This is a genomic window from Agrobacterium sp. K11 (genome assembly GCF_059429395.1).
Window position 1 is genome coordinate 329432 of the sequence record NZ_JCAHRB010000002.1, and the last position, 20506, is coordinate 349937.

The 20506-nt window shown below is 57.7% G+C and carries 14 protein-coding genes; 5 read left to right on the forward strand and 9 right to left on the reverse strand.

Annotation, left to right across the window (positions count from 1 at the left end):
* Nucleotides 1-35: 35 nt before the first annotated feature.
* The 3 genes from AC5SEO_RS03170 to AC5SEO_RS03180 form a co-directional block, all read right to left on the reverse strand.
* The gene (locus AC5SEO_RS03170) at nt 36-1271 is read right to left on the reverse strand and encodes an ABC transporter substrate-binding protein (RefSeq protein ID WP_003510820.1); all 1236 of its coding nucleotides are present in this window, start codon (nt 1269-1271) and stop codon (nt 36-38) included.
* A 54-nt stretch (nt 1272-1325) separates the two neighbouring features.
* Complete coding sequence (locus AC5SEO_RS03175) at nt 1326-2402, reverse strand: ABC transporter ATP-binding protein (protein WP_003510819.1); 1077 nt, start codon at nt 2400-2402, stop codon at nt 1326-1328.
* A gap of 332 nt (nt 2403-2734) precedes the next feature.
* The gene (locus AC5SEO_RS03180; RefSeq protein WP_003510818.1) at nt 2735-3439 is read right to left on the reverse strand and encodes a GntR family transcriptional regulator; all 705 of its coding nucleotides are present in this window, start codon (nt 3437-3439) and stop codon (nt 2735-2737) included.
* Between the two features lie 100 nt (nt 3440-3539).
* On the opposite strand from AC5SEO_RS03180, the gene AC5SEO_RS03185 reads away from it, so the two are divergent.
* The 5 genes from AC5SEO_RS03185 to AC5SEO_RS03205 all read left to right on the forward strand — a co-directional run bounded on the left by AC5SEO_RS03185 (nt 3540) and on the right by AC5SEO_RS03205 (nt 10908).
* Nucleotides 3540-4697, forward strand: a complete 1158-nt coding sequence (locus AC5SEO_RS03185) for an LLM class flavin-dependent oxidoreductase (RefSeq protein ID WP_003510817.1) — start codon at nt 3540-3542, stop codon at nt 4695-4697.
* Nucleotides 4697-5590, forward strand: coding sequence for an aldo/keto reductase (locus AC5SEO_RS03190; protein ID WP_065687744.1), 894 nt, complete (start codon nt 4697-4699; stop codon nt 5588-5590). Before AC5SEO_RS03185 ends, AC5SEO_RS03190 begins: the two co-directional genes overlap by 1 nt.
* Nucleotides 5590-6114, forward strand: a complete 525-nt coding sequence (smoA, locus tag AC5SEO_RS03195) for an NADH-dependent FMN reductase SmoA (RefSeq protein ID WP_013761544.1) — start codon at nt 5590-5592, stop codon at nt 6112-6114. The genes AC5SEO_RS03190 and smoA overlap by 1 nt, the downstream gene beginning before the upstream one ends.
* Before the next feature lie 232 nt (nt 6115-6346).
* Complete coding sequence (locus AC5SEO_RS03200; protein ID WP_174068821.1) at nt 6347-10324, forward strand: autotransporter domain-containing protein; 3978 nt, start codon at nt 6347-6349, stop codon at nt 10322-10324.
* On the forward strand, nt 10324-10908 hold the full coding sequence (locus AC5SEO_RS03205; protein ID WP_065687742.1) for an invasion associated locus B family protein: 585 nt from the start codon (nt 10324-10326) through the stop codon (nt 10906-10908). The genes AC5SEO_RS03200 and AC5SEO_RS03205 overlap by 1 nt, the downstream gene beginning before the upstream one ends.
* Before the next feature lie 56 nt (nt 10909-10964).
* Here the strand turns inward: AC5SEO_RS03205 and AC5SEO_RS03210 are convergent, their stop codons facing one another.
* From AC5SEO_RS03210 to AC5SEO_RS03235, 6 genes are all read right to left on the reverse strand, one after another.
* A complete protein-coding gene (locus AC5SEO_RS03210) occupies nt 10965-14108 on the reverse strand; it encodes an efflux RND transporter permease subunit (RefSeq protein WP_038494007.1) in 3144 nt (1047 codons plus the stop codon).
* Complete coding sequence (locus tag AC5SEO_RS03215) at nt 14105-15406, reverse strand: efflux RND transporter periplasmic adaptor subunit (protein WP_174068820.1); 1302 nt, start codon at nt 15404-15406, stop codon at nt 14105-14107. The genes AC5SEO_RS03210 and AC5SEO_RS03215 overlap by 4 nt, the downstream gene beginning before the upstream one ends.
* A 294-nt stretch (nt 15407-15700) precedes the next feature.
* Nucleotides 15701-16897: a polysaccharide biosynthesis/export family protein gene (locus AC5SEO_RS03220; protein ID WP_013761539.1), complete on the reverse strand. Its 1197-nt coding sequence runs from the start codon at nt 16895-16897 to the stop codon at nt 15701-15703.
* Nucleotides 16898-17309: 412 nt separating this feature from the next.
* Nucleotides 17310-18347 carry an acyltransferase family protein gene (locus AC5SEO_RS03225; RefSeq protein WP_081308478.1) on the reverse strand — a complete coding sequence of 346 codons (1038 nt, stop codon included), beginning with the start codon at nt 18345-18347 and terminating at the stop codon, nt 17310-17312.
* A 158-nt stretch (nt 18348-18505) separates the two neighbouring features.
* Nucleotides 18506-19024: a helix-turn-helix domain-containing protein gene (locus AC5SEO_RS03230; protein ID WP_013761537.1), complete on the reverse strand. Its 519-nt coding sequence runs from the start codon at nt 19022-19024 to the stop codon at nt 18506-18508.
* A 281-nt stretch (nt 19025-19305) separates the two neighbouring features.
* Entirely contained in the window at nt 19306-20430 is a 1125-nt protein-coding gene (locus AC5SEO_RS03235) for a glycosyltransferase family 4 protein (protein ID WP_003510798.1), read from the reverse strand.
* Between the last annotated feature and the right edge of the window lie 76 nt (nt 20431-20506).

Sequence of the window (20506 nt, forward strand, 5' to 3'; positions counted from 1 at the left end):
CGGCATGTCCTGCATGCCGCCCCCGGCCACAGGGCTTAGCGCAATACGCGGCGCAGACGGCTTTCCATCTGCTTTGCGCCGTCTTCCGGCGACATCACGCCCGCAAGCACGCCATTGACGGTGGTGCGGATCGTTTCGCTGACCTCGTTGTAACGCGGTGTAACCGGACGGGCCTTTGCCGTTTCAACAACCGGTAGAGCATCCGCAAACCAAGGGATGGACTTGGTCACATCAGCATCCTTGTAGAGCGAGGCATAGGTGGGCAGCAGCGCGGCATTGATGGCCATGAACTTCGAAACATCCTGGCTGGACAGATATTCCACCAGTTTCTTGGCTTCGTCCTGCTGCTTGGAATAGGCGGAAACGCCGAATTCCCAGCCGCCGAGGCACGTCGTCTGCTCTCCGCCCTTGACGGCCGGCAACCGGGCGACGCCAACCTTGTCGTTCACTTGGGATTCCTTGCCCTGAAAATGGGTCCAGGCGTAGGACCAGTTGACGGCGAAGAGAACCTTGCCCGCCTGGAATTCCTTACGCGTGTCGTCGGTCGCCACTTCGGAAATGTTCTTCTTGGAAATGCCTTCGTCGACGAAGCTCTTCCAGAGCTTCAGCGAATCCACGGCCGCCTGATTGTCGAAATTCAGTTTGCCGTTTTTAACCAGCGACTTGCCTTCGCTCCAGTAGGGCAGCAGGAACGTGCATACCGCACCTTCGATGGCCTTACCCTGGAAGGAGAGGCCCTGAAGTTCGGGGTTCTTTTCGCCCTCCATCACCTTTTTTGAGGCTTCCTTCAGCTCATCCCAGGTGGTCGGCGGCTGGATGCCGTATTTGTCCAGCAAGTCCTTGCGATAGTAGAGGAACATGGAATCGGCGAACGCCGGCAGCGCCACGATCTTGCCGTTCACGGTGTTTGCTTCTGCATAGGTCGGCAGGTAGGCGGACAAGTCCTTGCCGGAGAAATCGCTGGTCCAGCCAGCGGTTGCGAATTGTGCGGGACGGATGACATCGAGCATCAGCACGTCAAGGCTCGAATCCTTGGCAGACATGACGGTGTTGAGATATTGCGCCTGCATTTCGGAGGTGTTACCGCCGGTCTCGATCACGACTTTCACGCCCGGCGTCTTCGCCTCATATTGATCGAGCGCCTTGCGCCACACGTCGGGTTGATGCTGGCTGGAAACGAAGATTTTGAGTTCGGCGTCGGCAAAGGCCTGTCCCGAAAAGCTGAGCATCGTTGCGCAGAGCGCCGCTCCCGTAAGGGCTTTGAATTTCATATTTTCCTCCCGTTATTGAAATCTTGAAGCCGGGCCGGTGGCGGCCCGATCCTGTCACTGAATGGAGCGTTCCGTCGTCACGTCGAACAGGTGCACCTTCGATGGGTCGAGGCCGATCTTCAGTTCCTCATTCGGAGCCGGTTTCATCTCTGGCGGCATTCTCGCCGTCAGCGCCGCATCACCGAGGGTGAAATGCACCAGCGTATCAGACCCCAAAGGCTCCACCACCTGCACCTTGACGGAGAGCTGTGTGTCAAATCCCCCGGCAGGACCGAAATGTTCAGGGCGAATGCCGACGATGACCTCCCGTCCATCGAGCGCCGTTTCACGGGACGGTCTGATTGCTGCCAGTGGAAGAGAGTTGCCGTCCGTAAATGTCAGCCTGTCGCCGGTCACTCTGGCGCGGGCGAAATTCATGGCAGGCGCACCGACGAAACCGCCGACGAACACGCTTTCCGGACGGTTATAGACCTCGTCCGGCGTGCCCACCTGCTCGATATCGCCGCCGCGCAGAATGACGATGCGGTCAGCCAGCGTCATCGCCTCCACCTGATCATGCGTCACGTAGATGATGGTGGTGCCCAGCTGCTGGTGCAGGCGCTTGATTTCCGTGCGAACCTGTCCGCGCAGTTTTGCGTCGAGGTTGGAAAGCGGCTCGTCGAACAGGAACACCTGCGGGCGGCGCACGATGGCGCGGCCCATGGCCACGCGCTGGCGCTGGCCGCCGGAAAGCTGGCCCGGCCGACGGTCCAGCAGATGGCTGATGCCCAGCATATTCGCTGCCTCATCAATGCTGGCATTGGCCTGCGAGGCGCTGACACCACGTACCTTCAGGCTGAAACCCATGTTTTCACGCACCGTCTTGTGCGGGTAAAGCGCGTAGTCCTGAAACACCATGGCGATGTCACGCTCGCGCGGCGGCAGTTTGTTGACAACGCGGTCGCCGATCATCACCTCACCGCCGCTGATGCTTTCCAGCCCGGCGACCATGCGCAACGTCGTGGATTTTCCGCAGCCTGAGGGGCCGACGAAAACCACGAATTCACCATCGTTGATTTCAAGGTCGATACCCTTGACGATGCGCAGGGCACCGTAACTCTTGTCCAGCTTGCGCAGGCTGACTGAAGCCATCTTTTCCTCCTCACGTCCGGGGCGTCCAAAATCCGATGAACGCAAACCCGGCATCAACCTTCAAATCCACGCATCGCTTTTCGAAAAAATCATCCCGATCGTCCGGCGATATCGTGGGACGGCCAAACGCCTGTCTCCCTAGGCCCGTGATATTACCTTTCGTCAAAAGGAAATCAATAGTGTATCAATTTTATTTCTGACAGAAATCAAAAACCGCCAAAGCTTTGATTTGTAGAAATATTTCAACGAAAACCCCTGCGTGGCAGGTCTCGGCTTCCTTGCCTGTGGTCAATTTTCTCTGTCCATGTGGATCACGCGAATTTCGTGCGTTTTCAACGTATGCGTGAAACGTACCGTGCGACGGTGTGGTCGAACCATGTCCATGAGACTTCAGCCACGGCTCCGTCCTGACCCTGGCTCAGGCGAAGGACACGCGGCACCGACGCGCCGGGTTTCTGGCCGAATTGTGCAGGCGCCCATTCTGGCACTTCCCCGAGGTCGATGCGGTCTTCTGCCTTCGATATCCAGAGATTGAGGCGGGTGCGATAATAGAGATAGAGCGATTCCGACAGGTTCTCGATGGTAATCGTGTCGACATAGGAACCGTCTAGCCAGATCTCCTCGATTGCCGCCGGTTTCCCCGCGATACGCCTCAGGCGGCGGATGCGGTGGCCTTCCGGCGATGTGCCAAAGGCGGGCAGGGTGGATGGCTTGGCAAGGCGCGCAACATCCAGCACCTCCGCCGTTGGCAGGCCACCGCCCTCGATCATCTCCAGCCGGAAGAAGGCATAAACGCTCTGGGGATCGCTGACCGCGCGGATATAATTGCCGGAACCCTGCACACGCTCCAGCAGTCCACGCTCCTGCAACTCCGCAAGCGCCTTGCGAAGCGTGCCGACAGCAATGCCGAGATCGGCTGCCATATCCCTTTCGGGAGCAAGCTTTTCACCATCTGTCAGACGGCCCGCAGCGACTTCGCGCACCAGCATTTCGGCGATCTGCAAATACATAGGCAGGCTGCCGCCCGTGTGTTTCATGATGCTATCCCCTCCGCAAAACAAAAATTGATACATCATTGATTTACATATTTCTTGATGTTATGCAAGAAAAACGAGAGCGGCCTTGAGGAGGAATTGCATGACCGTCGTACCCGTTACATCCGCTGATCTCGATGCTGCCGAGGTCTCCTGGTTTTCTGCCCTTTGTTCCGATGATTACGCCTATCTGGGCGTGCCGGATGGCAGCCTGCGCTCCAGCTTCGAACATTGCTCGGATATCGTCAAAAAGGCCGAGGAACTCGGTTTTCGCAACATTCTCTGCCCCTCTTCCTATCAGGTCGGCCAGGACACGTTGAGCTTCGTGGCGGGTTGCGCTCCGATCAGTGACCGCATCAATTTTCTTGCTGCAATCCGTTGCGGCGAAATGCAGCCGATCATGCTGGCGCGTACGGTGGCGACGCTCGATCACATGCTGAAGGGCCGCCTGACGCTCAACGTCATCAGCTCCGATTTTCCCGGCGAGGTGGCTGACAGCGCGTTTCGCTACAAACGCAGCCATGAAGTCGTGCAGATTTTGCGCCAGGCCTGGACCCGTGACACGATTGACCATGACGGCGAGATATACCAATTCAAGGGTGTCTCCACCGAGCCTGCACGTCCGTACCAGCAGAATGGCGGTCCGCTGCTCTATTTCGGCGGTTATTCGCCGGATGCGCTGGAGCTGTGCGGCGCGCAATGCGACGTGTATCTGATGTGGCCCGAAACGAAAGACCAGCTCGCAGACCGCATGCGCGCTGCCCATGAGCGTGCCGCAGCCCATGGCCGCACGCTGGATTACGGCCTGCGAGTCCACATGGTCGTGCGCGATACCGAACAGGAAGCGCGTGAATATGCCGAGCATCTGGTTTCGAAGCTCGACGACGAATATGGCCAGCTGATCCGCAACCGCGCCCACGACAGCGGCTCACTCGGTGTATCGCATCAGGCGCGGGCCCGGGAACTGGCCGACAAGTTCGGTTATGTCGAACCCAACCTGTGGACCGGCATCGGCCGGGCGCGCTCCGGCTGTGGTGCAGCGCTCGTCGGCTCTACCGACAAGGTCCTTTCGGCGCTGGAGGAATACCAGAAAATGGGTATTCGCGCCTTCATCCTCTCGGGTTATCCGCATCTCGACGAGGCTGAACACTTCGGAACCAAGGTCCTGCCGCAAATGAAAACCTGCTCCCTGCCGCATGCATACGGCCGGGTGCCTTCTGAAACACCTGCCACGCCGCTGGGCAACGGGGAACGCCACTGATGGAACGTATCGCTCTTTCTGAAAACCTGGAACTTAGCCGCATCGTTTACGGCATGTGGCGCATCGGCGACGATGCTGATACTTCGCCTTCCCATGTACAGGCAAAGATCGAAGCCTGCCTGGCGCAGGGCATCACCACCATGGATCAGGCTGATATATATGGTGGATACACGGCGGAAGCCATTCTGGGTGCCGGCCTCAAGGCAGCTCCATCCCTTCGCGACAAGATCGAGATCGTGACGAAATGCGGCATCGTGGCGCCAGCCGGGCGACACTCAGCCGCCCGCGTCAAGCATTACGATACCACGGCTGGCCATATCAACGCTTCAGTCGAGGCCTCCTTGCGTGACATGGGCACAGATCGTGTCGATCTGTTGCTGATCCACCGGCCCGATCCGTTGATCGATCCCGAAGAAACCGGCAAGGCGCTCGATGCACTGGTAGCTTCCGGCAAGGTCAAGGCCGTGGGCGTTTCCAATTTCCGCCCGTGGGATTTCGCCCTGCTGCAATCGGCTATGAGCAATAGGCTGGTTACGAACCAGATCGAAATGAGCTTGCTTGCTACCGATAGCTTCACCAATGGCGATCTGGCCTTCCTGCAGGAAAAGCGCGTTTCACCGATGGCATGGTCGCCGCTTGGCGGCGGTTCGCTGTTTTCCGGTGCGCATGGTGGAACCATGGCTGCCCTGCAGCGCATCGGCAACGAGCAGGGCGTCGATGCCACTGCCGTTGCCATCGCCTGGCTGCTGCGGCATCCGGCAAAGATCGTGCCCGTGCTCGGCACCAACAATATTCAGCGCATAAAAACGGCGGCCGATGCCCTGCGCGTCACCATCGACCGCCAGACCTGGTTTGAGCTTTACACACTTGCAATTGGAAGCGAGGTGCCGTGATGACAGTCGCAGAAGCGATCAAAATGCCGAATGAGCACGTATTTGTTCCCGGCGGCGAAAACAGCCGCAGCTTTCGCAATGCGCTCGGCGCTTTCACCACCGGCGTAACGGTGGTGACGGCAACGACGCCCGAAGGGCCGATCGGTATGACGGTCAACAGCTTCGCGTCGGTATCGCTCGATCCGCCGCTGGTGCTGTGGTCGCCTGCCAAAAATTCATCGCGCTATCCGGCCTTCAGCGGCGCAACGCATTTCGCCATCCATGTGCTGAGCGCAGATCAGGACGTGCTGAGCGCCCGCTTCACCCGCAACGGCCGCGCATTTGACGATCTTGACTGGGAAATCAACGACGAGGGCGTTCCGGTCATTCCGGGCACGCTCGCCCGTTTCGAATGCCGGCAGGCGGCAGCCCACGATGCGGGCGATCACACCATCATCGTCGGCGAAGTGCTGCGTGCCGCCCACCGCGATGGCGATCCCCTGTGCTTTTCAGGCGGAGCCTTCGGGCGGTTTTCAAAGCAGTAGGCAGAACGGGATTTTCCCGTTCGATCTCGGTAGAGATTTACTCCAGCCATCTGTTGCTTATTTAACGGAGCGCGCCTGTCGTGCTCCGTTTTTGTTTCGTCTGTCAGTAAAAACCACGCTTTGCGCTGTTCATACTGGAAATCATCTTTCAAACTGGCGTAGTTGATCTGATTCACAAAATGATTCGCTCGATCAAAGGAAGACCGCACGTCGCGCGGGTTAGGGAGACTGAATGTCCGCTTGTTTCTGCCATGTTTCGGAAGGGGAAACCTGTCCGACAGCAGAAATGTGCGCAGCAGCGCCAAGCAGGTTTTTCCCTGGTGGGGCAACGGGGCTTCTTGTCCTCATATCCTCACTTTTCACCGCGCCGGTTGTCGTCGCCGACACCTTGCAGTGGACAGGCTCTGACGGCGAAGACTGGGTTACCGCCTCGAACTGGGGTCCATCGCAACGTGTTCCCAATGCCGGCGATGAGGCGATCATCAATTCTTACGGTCCGATCATCAACATAGGAACAACCGCTGAAGTGCAGCAACTGGCGATAGGCAATGCTGCGGGCGCCGGCACGCTGGTGGTTCAGGGCGGCTTGCAGACGAAATCCGTCATTCTCGGAACGGCCAGCGGAGCGACCGGCTCCGCCACATTCAGCGGCGCAAACTGGGCGAATGAAAGTAACATCATTGTTGGTGGCGACGGCACGGCCACCCTTCTTCTGTCACACGGCACAACGGCATCGTCGGAAAACATCCATGTTGGCAAAAGCGGGACGGGAAGCGGCTCCGTCAAGCTCGACAACGCATCTACACTGAGGATCGCCGATACGGTTCTTGTGGGTTACAGCGATCCGCTATCTTCCGCAACTGGCGGAAACGGCTATCTGGATGTGCTTGGCGCCAGCGCGCTGCAAAGCGCCAAAGGCCTGCTGGCCAAAGATGCCACTACCGCAGGGACGGCCCTGGTGTCGGGTGCGGGCAGCCGCTGGACCATGTCGTCGGACCTCGTTGTTGGTGGTGCGGGCGTTGGCACGCTCACCATCACCGGCGGCGGCACGGTCACCAGCCGGACGACCACGGTCATCGCCGATCTGGCTTCTGCGGACGGAAGTTCCGTGACGGTAAGCCGTCTGGGCTCCGCGCTGCAAAGCGGCGGATCGCTCGTCGTTGGCAATTCGGGAGCTGCAACGCTTCTCGTAGAGGCCGCAGGGACCGTAACCAGTGGCGAGGCCATTGTCGGCCGCCATTCGGCAAGTGAGGCGACTGTCACCGGCGACGGCTCGAACTGGAGGACCGGCGACCTGCAGGTCGGCGGCGATGTCGCCGATCCGGGCGGTGCCGCCGGCAATGGTAAGCTCAACGTTATGGCGGGTGGCTCCGTTGATAGTACGACGGCGCGGCTTGGCGTTGTGGCGGGTGCAACGGGCGCTGCCGCCGTGGATGGGCAGGGCTCGGTCTGGACAGTCAACCGTGGCGATCTCGAGGTGGGTGTGAGTGGCACGGGTTCGCTGGCGGTTACGGGCGGCGGCCTTGTCGATGCAGCGAATATTATCATCGGAGCAAATGCCGGTGGTACCGGTTCCGCCCGGGTATCCGGTGCCGGCAGCAAATTGCAAAGCCGCGCCGATCTCAATGTCGGCCTTGACGGCAACGGTTCCATGACCGTCGAGGCCGGTGGCACGGTGGAAAGCCGCGACGGCTATGTTGCGGCCCATGGCGGTTCCACTTCCACCGTAACGGTGGCGGGCAACGGATCGAGCTGGGCGATGACCGGAACGTTTTTTGTCGGATACGGAGGCGGGACTACAGGAAATGTGTCTGTCAGCGCCGGCGGCGGTATCAAAGCTGCCAAGGTGATGCTCGGTGATCTTGCCGGTTCCTCCGGCACGATGACGATCACAGGATCGGGTTCGAACGTCACCGCTTATATCGACAACGGCGTTGTGAACTCCGGCTCCGTCGATGTGGGTTTTGAAGGTTCCGGAAGCTTGACCGTTACGAACGGCGGATCACTTGATGCCTATGATCTCTATGCGGGCAGTGCGGCGGGATCGAATGGAAACGTTCTGGTAAGCGGTGTGGGATCGCGCGTTGCGGTTGGCAATCTCATGGTCGTCGGCGATGCCGGAAACGGTTCCGTTGAGATAACCGGCGGAGCCTCGCTGGCTGCGCCCACTATTCTCATTGCCGCATCGGCGGGTTCCACAGGCGTGCTCAACATCGGAGCTGCCGCGGGCCAAACCGCCCGCTCAGCCGGTGCGTTAGAAGCGCGCACGATTGCTTTCGGTGCAGGCAACGGCAGCATCGTCTTCAACCATTCCGAGACCGGCTATATACTCTCAGCCGATATTTCAGGTGCGGGCAAAGTCGTTGCCGAAGCTGGCGTCACAACGCTTGGCGGCAATAACAGCTATTCCGGCGGCACCACGATTTCCTCCGGCACGCTGAAAGGCAACTCAAAAAGTTTCGGCTCGGGCGGCATCGCCAATGATGCGCAACTCGTTGTCGATGGTGCCGGCACGCTTTCCAATGCCATCAGCGGTACTGGCACCTTTGAAAAGACGGGCGATGGCAATCTGGTCTTGACCGGAAATAGTACCTATACGGGCACCACTGCGGTTTCCTCTGGAAAGCTCAGCGTCAATGGCTCGCTTGCAAGCGCTGTTTCGGTCGGTACCGGCGCGACACTTGGCGGCTCCGGCACCATCGGCGGCCTGACCGTCGGCTCGGGTGGCACGCTCGCGCCCGGCAATTCGATCGGCACGCTGGCTTCCACGGGCAGCGCAACATTTGCTAGTGGCTCTCGCTATGAGGTTGAAATCGACGCCGCCGGCAATTCCGACAGGCTTGCCGTGACCGGAACCATCACCATCGACAATGATGTCAGTCTTGTCGTTACGTCGCTGGCGAACCAAACTGCCTATAGCCTCAGCACCCGCTACACGATCCTGACGGCAACGGGTGGAATTACCGGTACGTTTTCAAGTGTCGGCGAAAATTTCGCCTATCTGACCGCAATGGTAGCCCGGAGTGCTGACGACGGCAGCACCTATCTTTCCTTCGCCCGGGCATCACCGGATGCCGGCTTTCTGGCCGCTGAAACATCGACGGCCAATGCGCGCGGGGCCGCCAACGCCATAGAGGCGCTTGGGGAAAGCTCGCCGCTCTACGAGGCGGCCGTGTTTCTGCAACAGGGCGAAACCCAATCCGCCTTCGCGCAGCTTGCCGGGGAAATTCATCCCTCGCTTGCCATGGCTTTGATCAACCGCAGCCAACTCACCCGCGATGTCATTCTCAACCGGCTGCGCAGTGCTTTCGAAGGTGTCGATGCGCGCCCGATCCTGCCGGTCGCCTATGCTGAAGGCGGATCAAACCCGTTTGACATTGACGAGGGTTCACTCACGTTCTGGTCCAGTGGTTTCGGCTCTCGCGGCCGCACCGATGGTGATGGAAACGGCGCATCGGCCGACATGAAGGGCGGCGGCGTCCTCTTTGGTATTGACGGAGATTTGGCTGATGGCTGGCGTGCCGGGGTGGCCGCCGGATACGGCCGCGATGTGATCAGCCAGGGTTCTCCTGCGGCATCTGCTGACGTGGACGGCTACTATGTGGCGGGTTATGCGGGCAAAACAATTGGCCCTGCATCCCTGCGTCTTGGTGCAACCCACGCCTTTCAGGATGTCGAAACGCGCCGGGCGGTTTCCTTTTCAACATTGAAGGAGGACCTAACCGCTGGTTACGACGCTTCCACCACGCAGGTCTTTGCCGAAGCCGCCTGGCGGTTCGATTTCGATCTCACCCATATCGAGCCTTACGCCAATATCGCTTACGTGAATACGCGGACGGATGCTTTCCGGGAGATGGGCGGTATCGCCGCCGTCTCTTCGGGTGCCGTCAGCCACGACGAGTTTTATTCGACGCTCGGGGCGCGCATCAGCCGTGACATTGCGTTGGAGGGGATGCTTGGACGCGCGATGCTCGATATCGGGTGGCGTCATGCCTATGGCGATCCGATGATGGAGAGTGCACTGTTCTACGATGGTGGCAGTGCGTTTTCTGTGACAAGTGCTGCCATGGCGCGCGACGTGGCATTGATCAATCTGGGGCTTAGCTACAATCTCAACCCATCCGCGACCTTGACATTCCGTTACGGCGCGGTTTTTGGCGCGGGTCTTCTGGATCAATCTGCTTCAGCCCAACTTGGAGTTCGTTTCTGATGAAGCGCAGTCAAAACACGCTTTGGAAAACGGCTCTCACGGTGTTCCTGTCCGCCGGTTTGGTGGCGGGCGGTGCTCCCGCGCAAGATGCAGAAAAAAAGGCGGACGCGCCGTTGCGTGAGGTTCACGGGAGTTGGCAGCTTGCTTGCGTCGCGCCTGCGAAAAAAGATGATAATGACGCCAGTAAGCCGGTGGCGGAGACGGAAAAACCGCTCTGCGCCATCGCTCAGGTCCAGCTTGAGGAGAAGACACGCAAACTGGTCGTCTCCGTCGAGTTCCGGCTTGATGATGTCGGGACGCCGGGTAAGCTTTCCGGCACCGTGGTCATGCCTTTCGGCCTTGCCGTCACAAAGCTGTTTTCGGTAAAATCCGGAAATGTGCGGTTGCAGGAAGTTCAGGTCAGCACGTGTCTGCCCGTGGGCTGCATCGTTTCCTTCACGCCGTTCGTCGAACTTGTAACCGCGCTGAAGGCCGGACAAACCCTGACAATAGAGGCCCCCGATCTGCAGGGCCGAACGGTTTCGTTCCAGTTGCAGGGACAGGGATTTTCCGAGGCACTGGAGCGCCTCGGAAGCTTGCATTAGAGCATTTCCGGTAGAAACCGCATCGCGGTTTGTGTCCGGAAATGCGTATCTACGATCTATGCCGCGACGGAATCGGGTTCGCTGGCACTTTCCGGCTTTTGCGGTTCCGCGTGTTTTTTAGCCGATGTCTTGCGCGAAAACAGCCCGGTGAGGTAGGTACCCAACCTGTCCATTTCCACGAAGATGACCGGGGTGATGAACAGCGTCAGCAATTGCGAGACGATGAGACCACCGACCACGGCAACACCAAGTGGCTGGCGCAGTTCCGAGCTGGCGCCTGAGCCGAGGGCGATGGGCAGGGCGCCCAGCAGCGCGCAGAAGGTCGTCATCATGATCGGCCGGAAACGGCGCACGCAGGCTTCGTGGATGGCGCTGGTGGGCGGTTCGGCCTTTTCGCGGATCAGTTCCACCGCAACGTCGATCATCATGATCGCGTTTTTCTTGACGATGCCGATCAGCATCAACAGCCCGATCAGCGCAATGATCGAGAAATCCATGCCCATCACCTTCAGCGCCACCAGCGCGCCAAAAGCCGCCGCCGGCAGACCGGAAAGGATGGTCAGCGGGTGGATGAAGCTTTCGTAAAGCACACCCAGCACCACATAGATGGTCAACACCGCCGCAAGAATGAGGATGCCGGTATTGCCCTGGCTCTGCTGGAATATTGCCGCCGTGCCGCCATAGCTGGTGAACACGTCCTGCGGCAGGCCGATGGTGGTTTTGATCTGGTCAATACGGCTCGTCGCATCCGAAAGCGCCACGCCATCCGGCAGGTTGAAAGAGACGGTCGTAGAAACGAGCTGGCCCGTCTGGTTGATGGTCACCGGCGCCTGCGTGCGGGTGAGGGTGGCGAAGTTGGAAAGCGGAACCAGAACACCCGATTTTGCCGAGAGAATGTTGATGTCGCTCAGGAAATCGTCATTCCACTGTTTCGAGCTGTCGAATTCGACGATCACATCATAGCTATCACCGGTCGACTGGATTTGCGCCGCCGTATAACCGCCGAACGACATTTCCAGCGTCTTGCGCAATTGGTCGTTGGTAATGCCGAAGGCGGCTGCCTTTTCTGGGTCGACCGAAATCGTCGCCGCAATTGCGCCGTTCTGAGCGTCGGAATTGACGGCGGCGAATGTGCGGTCGCGGCGCATCGCCTCCATCAGCTTGTTCGACCATTCATTGGTCGCGTCGGCGTTCAGGCCCTGAATGACGAGTTGGTATTGGCTGGCGGAGCTGCGCCCGCCCAAACGTAAGCTTTGCTGGGGATTGATATAGGTGCGGATGCCCGCCACCTTCGATGTCGCCTGGCCAAGTTCCGCCAATACCTGGCTTAGCGGTGCACGCTCTTCCTTCGGCTTCAGCTCCACGAACATCGAGCCGTTATTCAGCGGGTTGCGGGAATTGCCGCCGACTGTAGAGGTCACATGCACCACGGCCGGGTTCTTGCGGATCTGATCGGCCACCTGCGCCTGAAGATCGCGCATCGCGGTATAGGAAATGTCCTCACGCGCCTGCGTCGACACGGAAAGGCGACCGATATCTTCCTGCGGGAAGAAGCTGGAAGGCAAAGTCTCGAACAGATAAAGCGATGCTGCAACCGATGCCAGGAATGCGCCCAGAACCACGCGGCGATGGGAAAGGCACCAGCCGACGGCCTTGCCATAGAGGCGAAGCGTGCGCTCGAAGCCGGCGTCGAACCAACGGATGATGGCCGGCGGTCTGGAGGAATGACCCGAAAGCCTTGAGGCGAGCATGGGCGTGACAGTCAGCGAAACCAGCGCCGACGCCATGATTGCCAGCGTTACCACCATGCCGAATTCGTTAAACAGCCTGCCGATCACTCCGCCCATCAGCAGAATGGGAATGAACACTGCAACCAGTGAGATGGACATGGACAGAATGGTGCCGCTGACTTCCGCGGCGCCCTGAAGGGCCGCCTCGCGCATTGTCAGGCCTTTTTCTTCGTGCAGTCGCAGGATGTTTTCCAGCATGACGATCGCATCGTCCACCACAAGTCCGACCGACAATGTCAGTCCGAGTAGCGAGATATTGTCGATACTGTACCCCAGAACATACATGGCCCCGAAGGCGGTAATCAGTGATAGCGGCACGGCAAGGCCCGGAATAATGGTCGCCGTCAGATGCCCGGTGAAGAGATAGATAACCGCGACCACCAGCCCGATGGTGAGGAGCAGCGTGAACTGTACGTCGGCAATCGCGTCCTTGATCGCGGTCGAGGCGTCATTCATGACGTTGATATTGACCGATGGCGGCAATTGCTGGCGCAGCGCCGGTAACTTGGCCCGGATGGCATCCACCACATCAACGGTGTTGGCGTCCGGCTGGCGCTGCACGGCAAGAACGATCGCCTGTTCGCCATCGAACCAACTGCCGGCATTGGGGTTGTCGATACTGTCGGTGACATTGGCGATATCGCCGAGATGGATGGAAGCACCGTTGCTTGTCGCCACCACCAGCGAGCGGAAGGCCGCCGCATCGGTGCGCTGGGTGTCTGCCTCTATCGTCAGGCGCTGGTTGTCGTTCTGCAACGCGCCCACGGGCACCTGATTGTTCGCCTGCGCGATGGCGGTTGTGACGGTATCGACGCCAAGCCCTCTTGCCTGAAGCTGCGAGGGATCGAGGCCAATGCGCACGGCATAGGTCTGCGCGCCGTAGATACTCACCTGCGCGACACCGGAAATGGTTGAAAGCAGCGGCGAGATGATATTCTCGGCGATTTCATCCACCTTGCTGGTCGGCATCTCCTTGCTGTTGATGGCAAGCAGCAGTACCGGCGCATCGGCCGGGTTGGTCTTGCGGTAACTCGGCGTTGTCGTCATGTTGCTTGGCAACTGCCGCTGTGCGCGCGAGATCGCCGCCTGAACATCTGCTGCCGCTGCGTCGATGTCACGGTTGAGATCGAATTGCAGCACGATGGAGCTGTTGCCCAGAGTGTTGGTGGCGCTGATTTCGCTGACACCCGGAATGGTCTCGAACTGCTTCACCAGCGGCGTGGTGACTGAGGTGGCCATGGTTTGCGGCGAGGCGCCCGACAGCGACGACGAAACGCTGATCGTCGGAAAATCGACTTTCGGCAGCGCAGCGACGGGCAACAGGCGGAAACCGGCAAGCCCGGCGAGCACGAGGCCGATGGCGAGAAGGGTGGTTGCGACGGGTCGGTTGATGCAGAAATTCGGGATCATGGGTTACCCACCTGTTCCTGCTGCGAAATATTGGCGGCCAGATTGGCGGCCGCGCCGCCCTTGTCCGAGAATTGCTCGACCACCTGTTGACCGTCGGCAAGTCCCGACTGGCCTTCGATGATCACATGCTCGCCGCCGGTGAGGCCGCTGGCAATGGCTGTCATATCGCCGTTGGAGCGGGCAACCTCCACGGTCGTCATATGAACACGGTGGTTGTCATCGACGGTGTAGACGAAATTACCCTTCGGCCCCGGCCGCACGGCAACCGTCGGCCCGACGATCATCTCCGCGTCGGAGACGAAATGAGCCGTGACGTTGACGGACTGGCCGGGCCACAACAGCCCGCGATCGTTCTTGAATTCCGCTTTGGCAAGTACGGTACCGGACGTTTGGTCTACGACGTTGTCGTAAAAACGCAGCATGCCGCTCATGGGCTCGCCGCCGGTTGCCGCCGGGTCTACATCGACCGCCGTGTCCTTCTGAACGCCTTCGCGCAATTGCGGCAGGTAGCGCTGCGACAGGCGAAAACTGACAGAGATGGGATCGTATTTCGTGATCGTCACAATATTGATGCCAGCGCTGAGATAGGCACCGGGGCTGACGGTAACATCGCCCAGTCGCCCATCGAAGGGCGCACGGATCTCCATATGTTCGAGCGTTACCTGGTCGGAAGCAAGCGTCGCCTTGTCGGCATCGATTTTTGCGGCGGCGCTGTCCCTGGCTGCCCTTGCCTGATCCAGCACCTGCTGGGACTCTGCGCTCTGCTTGACCAGATTGGCGGCGCGCTGGAAGGCGGCTTCCGTCTGTTCCAGCGTTGCCTGATCGGCAGCGATATTGGCCTTGTCCTTGTCGACGGCTGCGCGGGCGATACGGTCATCCATCTTGAGGATCAGATCACCCGCCTTGATATGCTGGCCGTCCTTCGCGGAGATTTCCGTGACGAGACCGGCCTGAAGCGGCGCTATATTGGTGATGTCGGCGGCAACCGCCCATCCCGTCGCCGTAGCGTCCATTGGCAACGTCGCCTTGTTGACGGCGATGGTGCTGACGGTAGGCGGCCCGCCATTGCGCCGCCCGCCACCTTGCCTCTGGCCTGTCTGCTGGCCGGCTTGACCGTTCTGCGACGTCTGGCCCTTCTTGCCGGCAGATCCATCGGCCGTTGCCGTTTCTGCATGTGGCGAAACGCTGGCGAATTGTTTGAGATAGGGAATTCGATCAAGGGGCAGGCGATCTTTAAAATACCACGCGCCGGCGGCTGCGATGGCGAGAACGCTGAGGGCGGTCCAGAAACGTTTCATCTGACGGTTCCGCAAAATGAGAGCAATACATGTTTCCCGAACATGTTCGGTAAGCCCTGGGAGCAGCTTTAGCTCCCACAAGACACCCAATGCGCTGCAAAATCACCTTAAACTTTTGTAATGGCAGCGACGATGTCTGCCGTCATGTTGCCTTGCGAAACAAGGGTTGTGGCGGTTTTGGGCATGTGCCCGTCGCCGGGCTCGATGCACGGAACTTGACCCCAATCGTGACCAAAATAAAAAGCCGCCTCGTTTCCGGGGCGGCTTTGAACAGGAGCGGCGAGTTGCCGAGGGTCAGAACGCCCGGATGGCGTTGCGCGTCGCAAGCACATCCTCGGAGACGTTGCCGGCCGTTGCGGGAACGGAGCCGACGAGGTCCAGGAACTTGTAAAGTTCGGTTGCCTGCGAGTTGGTGACGTAGATGATATCGCGATCCTGCATCGGGAATTTCGTGGTGGCAAAGAAGGTTGAAGGATCGCGCAGGTTGGCGCGGAAGATGACCGGAACTTCCTGTCCCGGGAACTTCGACATGTCGATGCCAAGCTTCACGAGAAGATCGCGTTTGACGGTACGATAGACATAGACCTGCGCAGGGTCTGCGCGGGAGTCAAGCAATCCGCCCGCCTTGCCCAGTGCATCCGAGAGCTTCAGCGCGGCGTCCTCAAATTCGAAACGACCATTGAGGCCGGAGGCGCCGAAAGCGAGATAGGTGCGGCGTTCACGCTCCACCATGACCGTGTCGCCCGGAACCACATAGATGTTCTCGGAAGGCGTGCTGACAAGGTGATTGTAGTTGACGCGCGCGGTCTTGCCGCGACGGATCAGCGTGACATAGGATTCGATATTTGGGGCGCTGAGGCCTTTTGCATAGGAGATGACGTCGAGAACGCGGTCACCCGCTTCTGAAAGCTGGACCTTCGTCGGCTCCTTGACGTCGCCAAGCACCGATGCCTGTGCGGAGCGGCTGGAAATCTTGGTGATGAGGACCTGCGGTTCGATGGCCCGGTTGGCCAGACGCTCCTCGATCTCGCTCTGCACATCCTCGACATTGCGGCCTGTTGCGCGGATCTTGCCGGCATAGGGAACGCTGATATTGCCTTCCCGGTCTACCGTCTGGTTCGGCAGGCTGATGAAGTTGCCGGGACGGCTGCCCGCATCGTTTGGAATGAAAAGTCCGCCCGCCTGGCTTTCGAAGATTGCGACCTGCACCACGTCACCAACGCCCATCGGCAACGCCGGAACACCACCCTTGCCGCCGCCGAAACTGCCGAGCAGGGTAGCGGTGGTGGTATCGCCGACATAGTTCAGGACGGAACTGTTGATATCGATGAGAGCGTAGTCAACGCCCGCAGTTTTCTTTTTGTCCTTGGAACTGAATTTCACTGAAGCGTTGGATTCGATTGTTGCCGCATCGGGGCCTGATGCCGCGGTCACGGTGCACCCCGCAAGTGCTGCGGAGGCAAGCAGAATCGAAACATTCAATAAACGCATTTGGTCCTCAAAATAAATTTCGTCCGAAAAAAGAAACAAACCGGACATCGTATAGTTTTATAAAAATCGGCACTTCATATTTGACACCGGTAAATCAAATCTCAACCGGGCATTACATCCGTTCAGCAGAATCGTGTCACGAAATGTCTACGCTGGCATCAGGCTTATTGCCTAACTTAAGGCGATGCTTCAAGTTAAGTCGTCGCTCGATTGCGCCGGAAAATCCGTAACATTCACAATCTTCACGAACCCGAATGGCGTCAGTATCATCGTTCTTCTATATTCAATCGGACGGCATAATCACTGCGATTACCGCATAGCGCTAGTGCAGTTTTGTCACGCTTGCCCAGTTTCTTTCATGTTTGACTTAAAAACACGATAATTGGTTGTTTTAAAGTATCTTTTCCCCGCATCAGCGGCCGATCCTCAGTCTCCCCGGCTGGCCTGCGGCGCTGGTTTCACGCTTGCGGTGGGCGGAGGCCGGTAGCGCCAGCCACTCTTGGATCCCTAAGCGGATAGCGGCCATCTGTACGATGGCCGGTATGGCAACGCCGATAACGGTCGTGATCGCTAGCAAGCTCGCCATATCCGTGACGTGGAAAAGCTTCACCGCGACAGCTCGGCCAAAGCCTATAGCGATGATGTGCATGACATACACGCCGACGGATAACTGGCCGAGTGTCTTGAGCATCGACGAAATCGCGCTTTCGCGAATAACAAGCGCCTGCGAAATTGCGATAATCAGGAATATGCCGAGAATTGCGGATGGGAAAGGAAGCCGTTCGGGAATTTCGGTTTGCCACGAGAAATAGGTGGAAATCGCAAAGGCGACGAGAAGCGCGAGAAATGAGTGTACCGTGTATCGCCTCTGCCAAAAACCATATTGCTTGGCAACAGTGCCAAGTGTGAAATAGACGAGCCCATATGCGATATCCAACGGAACAGACTGGCTGTGCAGATAAAAAAGCGTGAAGAGGGCAAGCGCAAATGCCATGCGGACAATCGGAGGCACCTGAACGAAAATATATGATGCAAGTTGGCAGAAAAACAATGCGTAGAGAAACCAGAAGGGGCTGATCGGGTTCCACAGGATTTCGAGGACACGGGTGAAATCTATGGTCGTGTTAGTGAGACCAAAACGCCCCATAGCCACCATCAGACTGCCATGCAGAATTGACCAGAACAGATAAGGGTAAGCGATATTCTTTCCGAGTTTGGTAAGAAAATCTGTCGGGTCGACATTTTTTTCGGAGAAAAAAAGTCCAGACACGAAGAAAAAAAACGGCATATGGAAGGTGTAAATCGTATAGTCAATAAAGCCCATAAGGCTGAAGTGCGTCGGCATACCGGAAATACTCAAACCTCTTTCCGTGTGACCAAAGACAACCATAATTATGCCGAGACCCTTGGCTATATCATAGCTGTGATCACGCAACGCCTTATCTTTCATGAAAACACCTAATGTAAATTTTAAAATTATTTATAATTCAGTGAAATATTTAGTTGATGTGGATACAAAATTTATTATGAAATACTAATCGTGTATCGGAAGTATTGAATGAGATTAAAAATCTGCCTATTGTGGCAGCTGTATAAATATGCTTAATATTAAAAACTTGAAGATTCGTATTTGCCGAGTCCCGATCCTGGTGTTGTTATACGCTCCCTGAAGCGTAGCAGAAGTACGGGTAAAATTGCTTCTACCATCTGGACGTCGCGAATGTCCGATATGGTTTTGGCCAGTTCGTTATAAATAAGCGCGGCCTCCGTTATTGTAGACCGTGTAGGCGACTTTTGGCGACACTCCGCGAAGATCGTCTCGACCCGGTCGCTGATTTTTTGCAGCAGGGCAACGTCGTAGGCAAGCGTAGGTGCCGCTGGCGCGGTGTCAAACATGTCGCCCATACCGGCCACGAGCCAACTTATATTGATGCCGAACCGCTCACGATAGAGAGCCAAAACGCCAGCGTCGGGAATACGGTCGCCCCGTTCATAGTAACCAAGCATTGCAACTGTCAGGCCTAGTGCCTCAGCAAATGGCTCACGCTCGTCGAATTTTAGTGCTTCGCGGACCTCGGTCAGCCGTTTTCCCAACGGCGTCTTTGGCTCGACGCGTTTCCTGCTCATAATTCCGCATAAATATCACGATTTGGTATTTACTAGATACCAATTTGTGATATTCCTCTGTTTGTACAAAGACCAAATCACTCATGAGGTAGGCCGGTCAGGGCCGCCTCGCTCACAACGAGGAATCATTATGCACGGCGACTGCATTGCGGACAAGGCGACGGCGAGCCTGCGCTGGATAAGAGAAGGCCGGTGACGCCACTTGCTTTACCTATGGGTGTCTCTGTCGACGTCAACAGAGTATATCCAATATGGATATATTCGACCTTGAAAATTGCATGTCAGGCTCGTTCAGCCAGCGCGAAATTCACGGTATCGGCAAATTCTCGCAGGAAGCGTTCACTTGAAAAGCGGGCGGCGTTGTCGACACAGGCGTTCTTGTCGAAACTGTCGGAGTTATCGACAAACTCCTGCACCGCAGCGCAGATGGCTTCAGGCGTTTGCTCGCGGAAATAAAGACCGGTCGGCTGATTGGAGGCGCCGAGAGGAACAACGGTCTCTAGTACACCGCCTTTTCCATAGGCGATGACGGGTGTTCCCAGCGCTTGCGATTCAACCGGGACGATGCCGAAATCGTCTTCGGCGGCAAATACGAATGCCTTGGCTTCCGCCATGTATTTGTGAAGCTCGTCATTGCCGACGAAACCGAGGATCTCGACATTGGGAGTGGCGATTTCCTTGATGCGTTTCATGTCCGGGCCGTCGCCGATGACGACCAGTCGTCTGTCGGGCATTTTTGCAAAGGCTTCTACGATGAGGTGGACCTTCTTGTAAGGCACCAGCCGCGAAGCCGTGACGAAATAATCGCCTTTCAGGTCGGAAGGGGAGAGATGGGAAGTATCCACGGGCGGATAAATAACCGTAGAGTCGCGTCCGTAGCATTTGCGAACCCGGCTGCGAATGAATTTGGAATTGACCGTCATGAGATCGACGCCATTGGCGGTGCGGATGTCCCACATGCGAATATAGTGAAGAACGGCACGGGCGATCCACGAGGCGAAACCGCGACTAAGCTTCGATTCTTTCAGGTACTGGTGCTGGAGATCCCACGCGTAACGGATGGGGCTGTGAATATAGGAGACGTGAAACTGGCCGGGTCCGGTGATGACGCCCTTGGCGACGGCGTAGCTTGAGGAAATCACCAGATCGTAGCCGCTGAGATCAAATTGTTCGACGGCCAGCGGCATCAGCGGCAGATAGGAGCGATATTTTTTACGAGCGAAAGGCAGTTTCTGGATGAAGGAGGTGTTGACGGGCCTGCCACCGAGAAAGCCCCGGTCTCGATCGCTCATGAAATCGACAAGGCAATAGAGATCCGCGTCAGGATAGATCTCAAGAAGGTTGTGAAGCACTTTTTCGGCCCCACCTCTGTCGGTGAGCCAGTCATGCACGATTGCCGTCTTCATGATTTCCTCAATAATTTCAACGTAATAAAAATTTATAACCCGCCTTGGAATAAAGCTCGGCGGTTTAGAATATCTG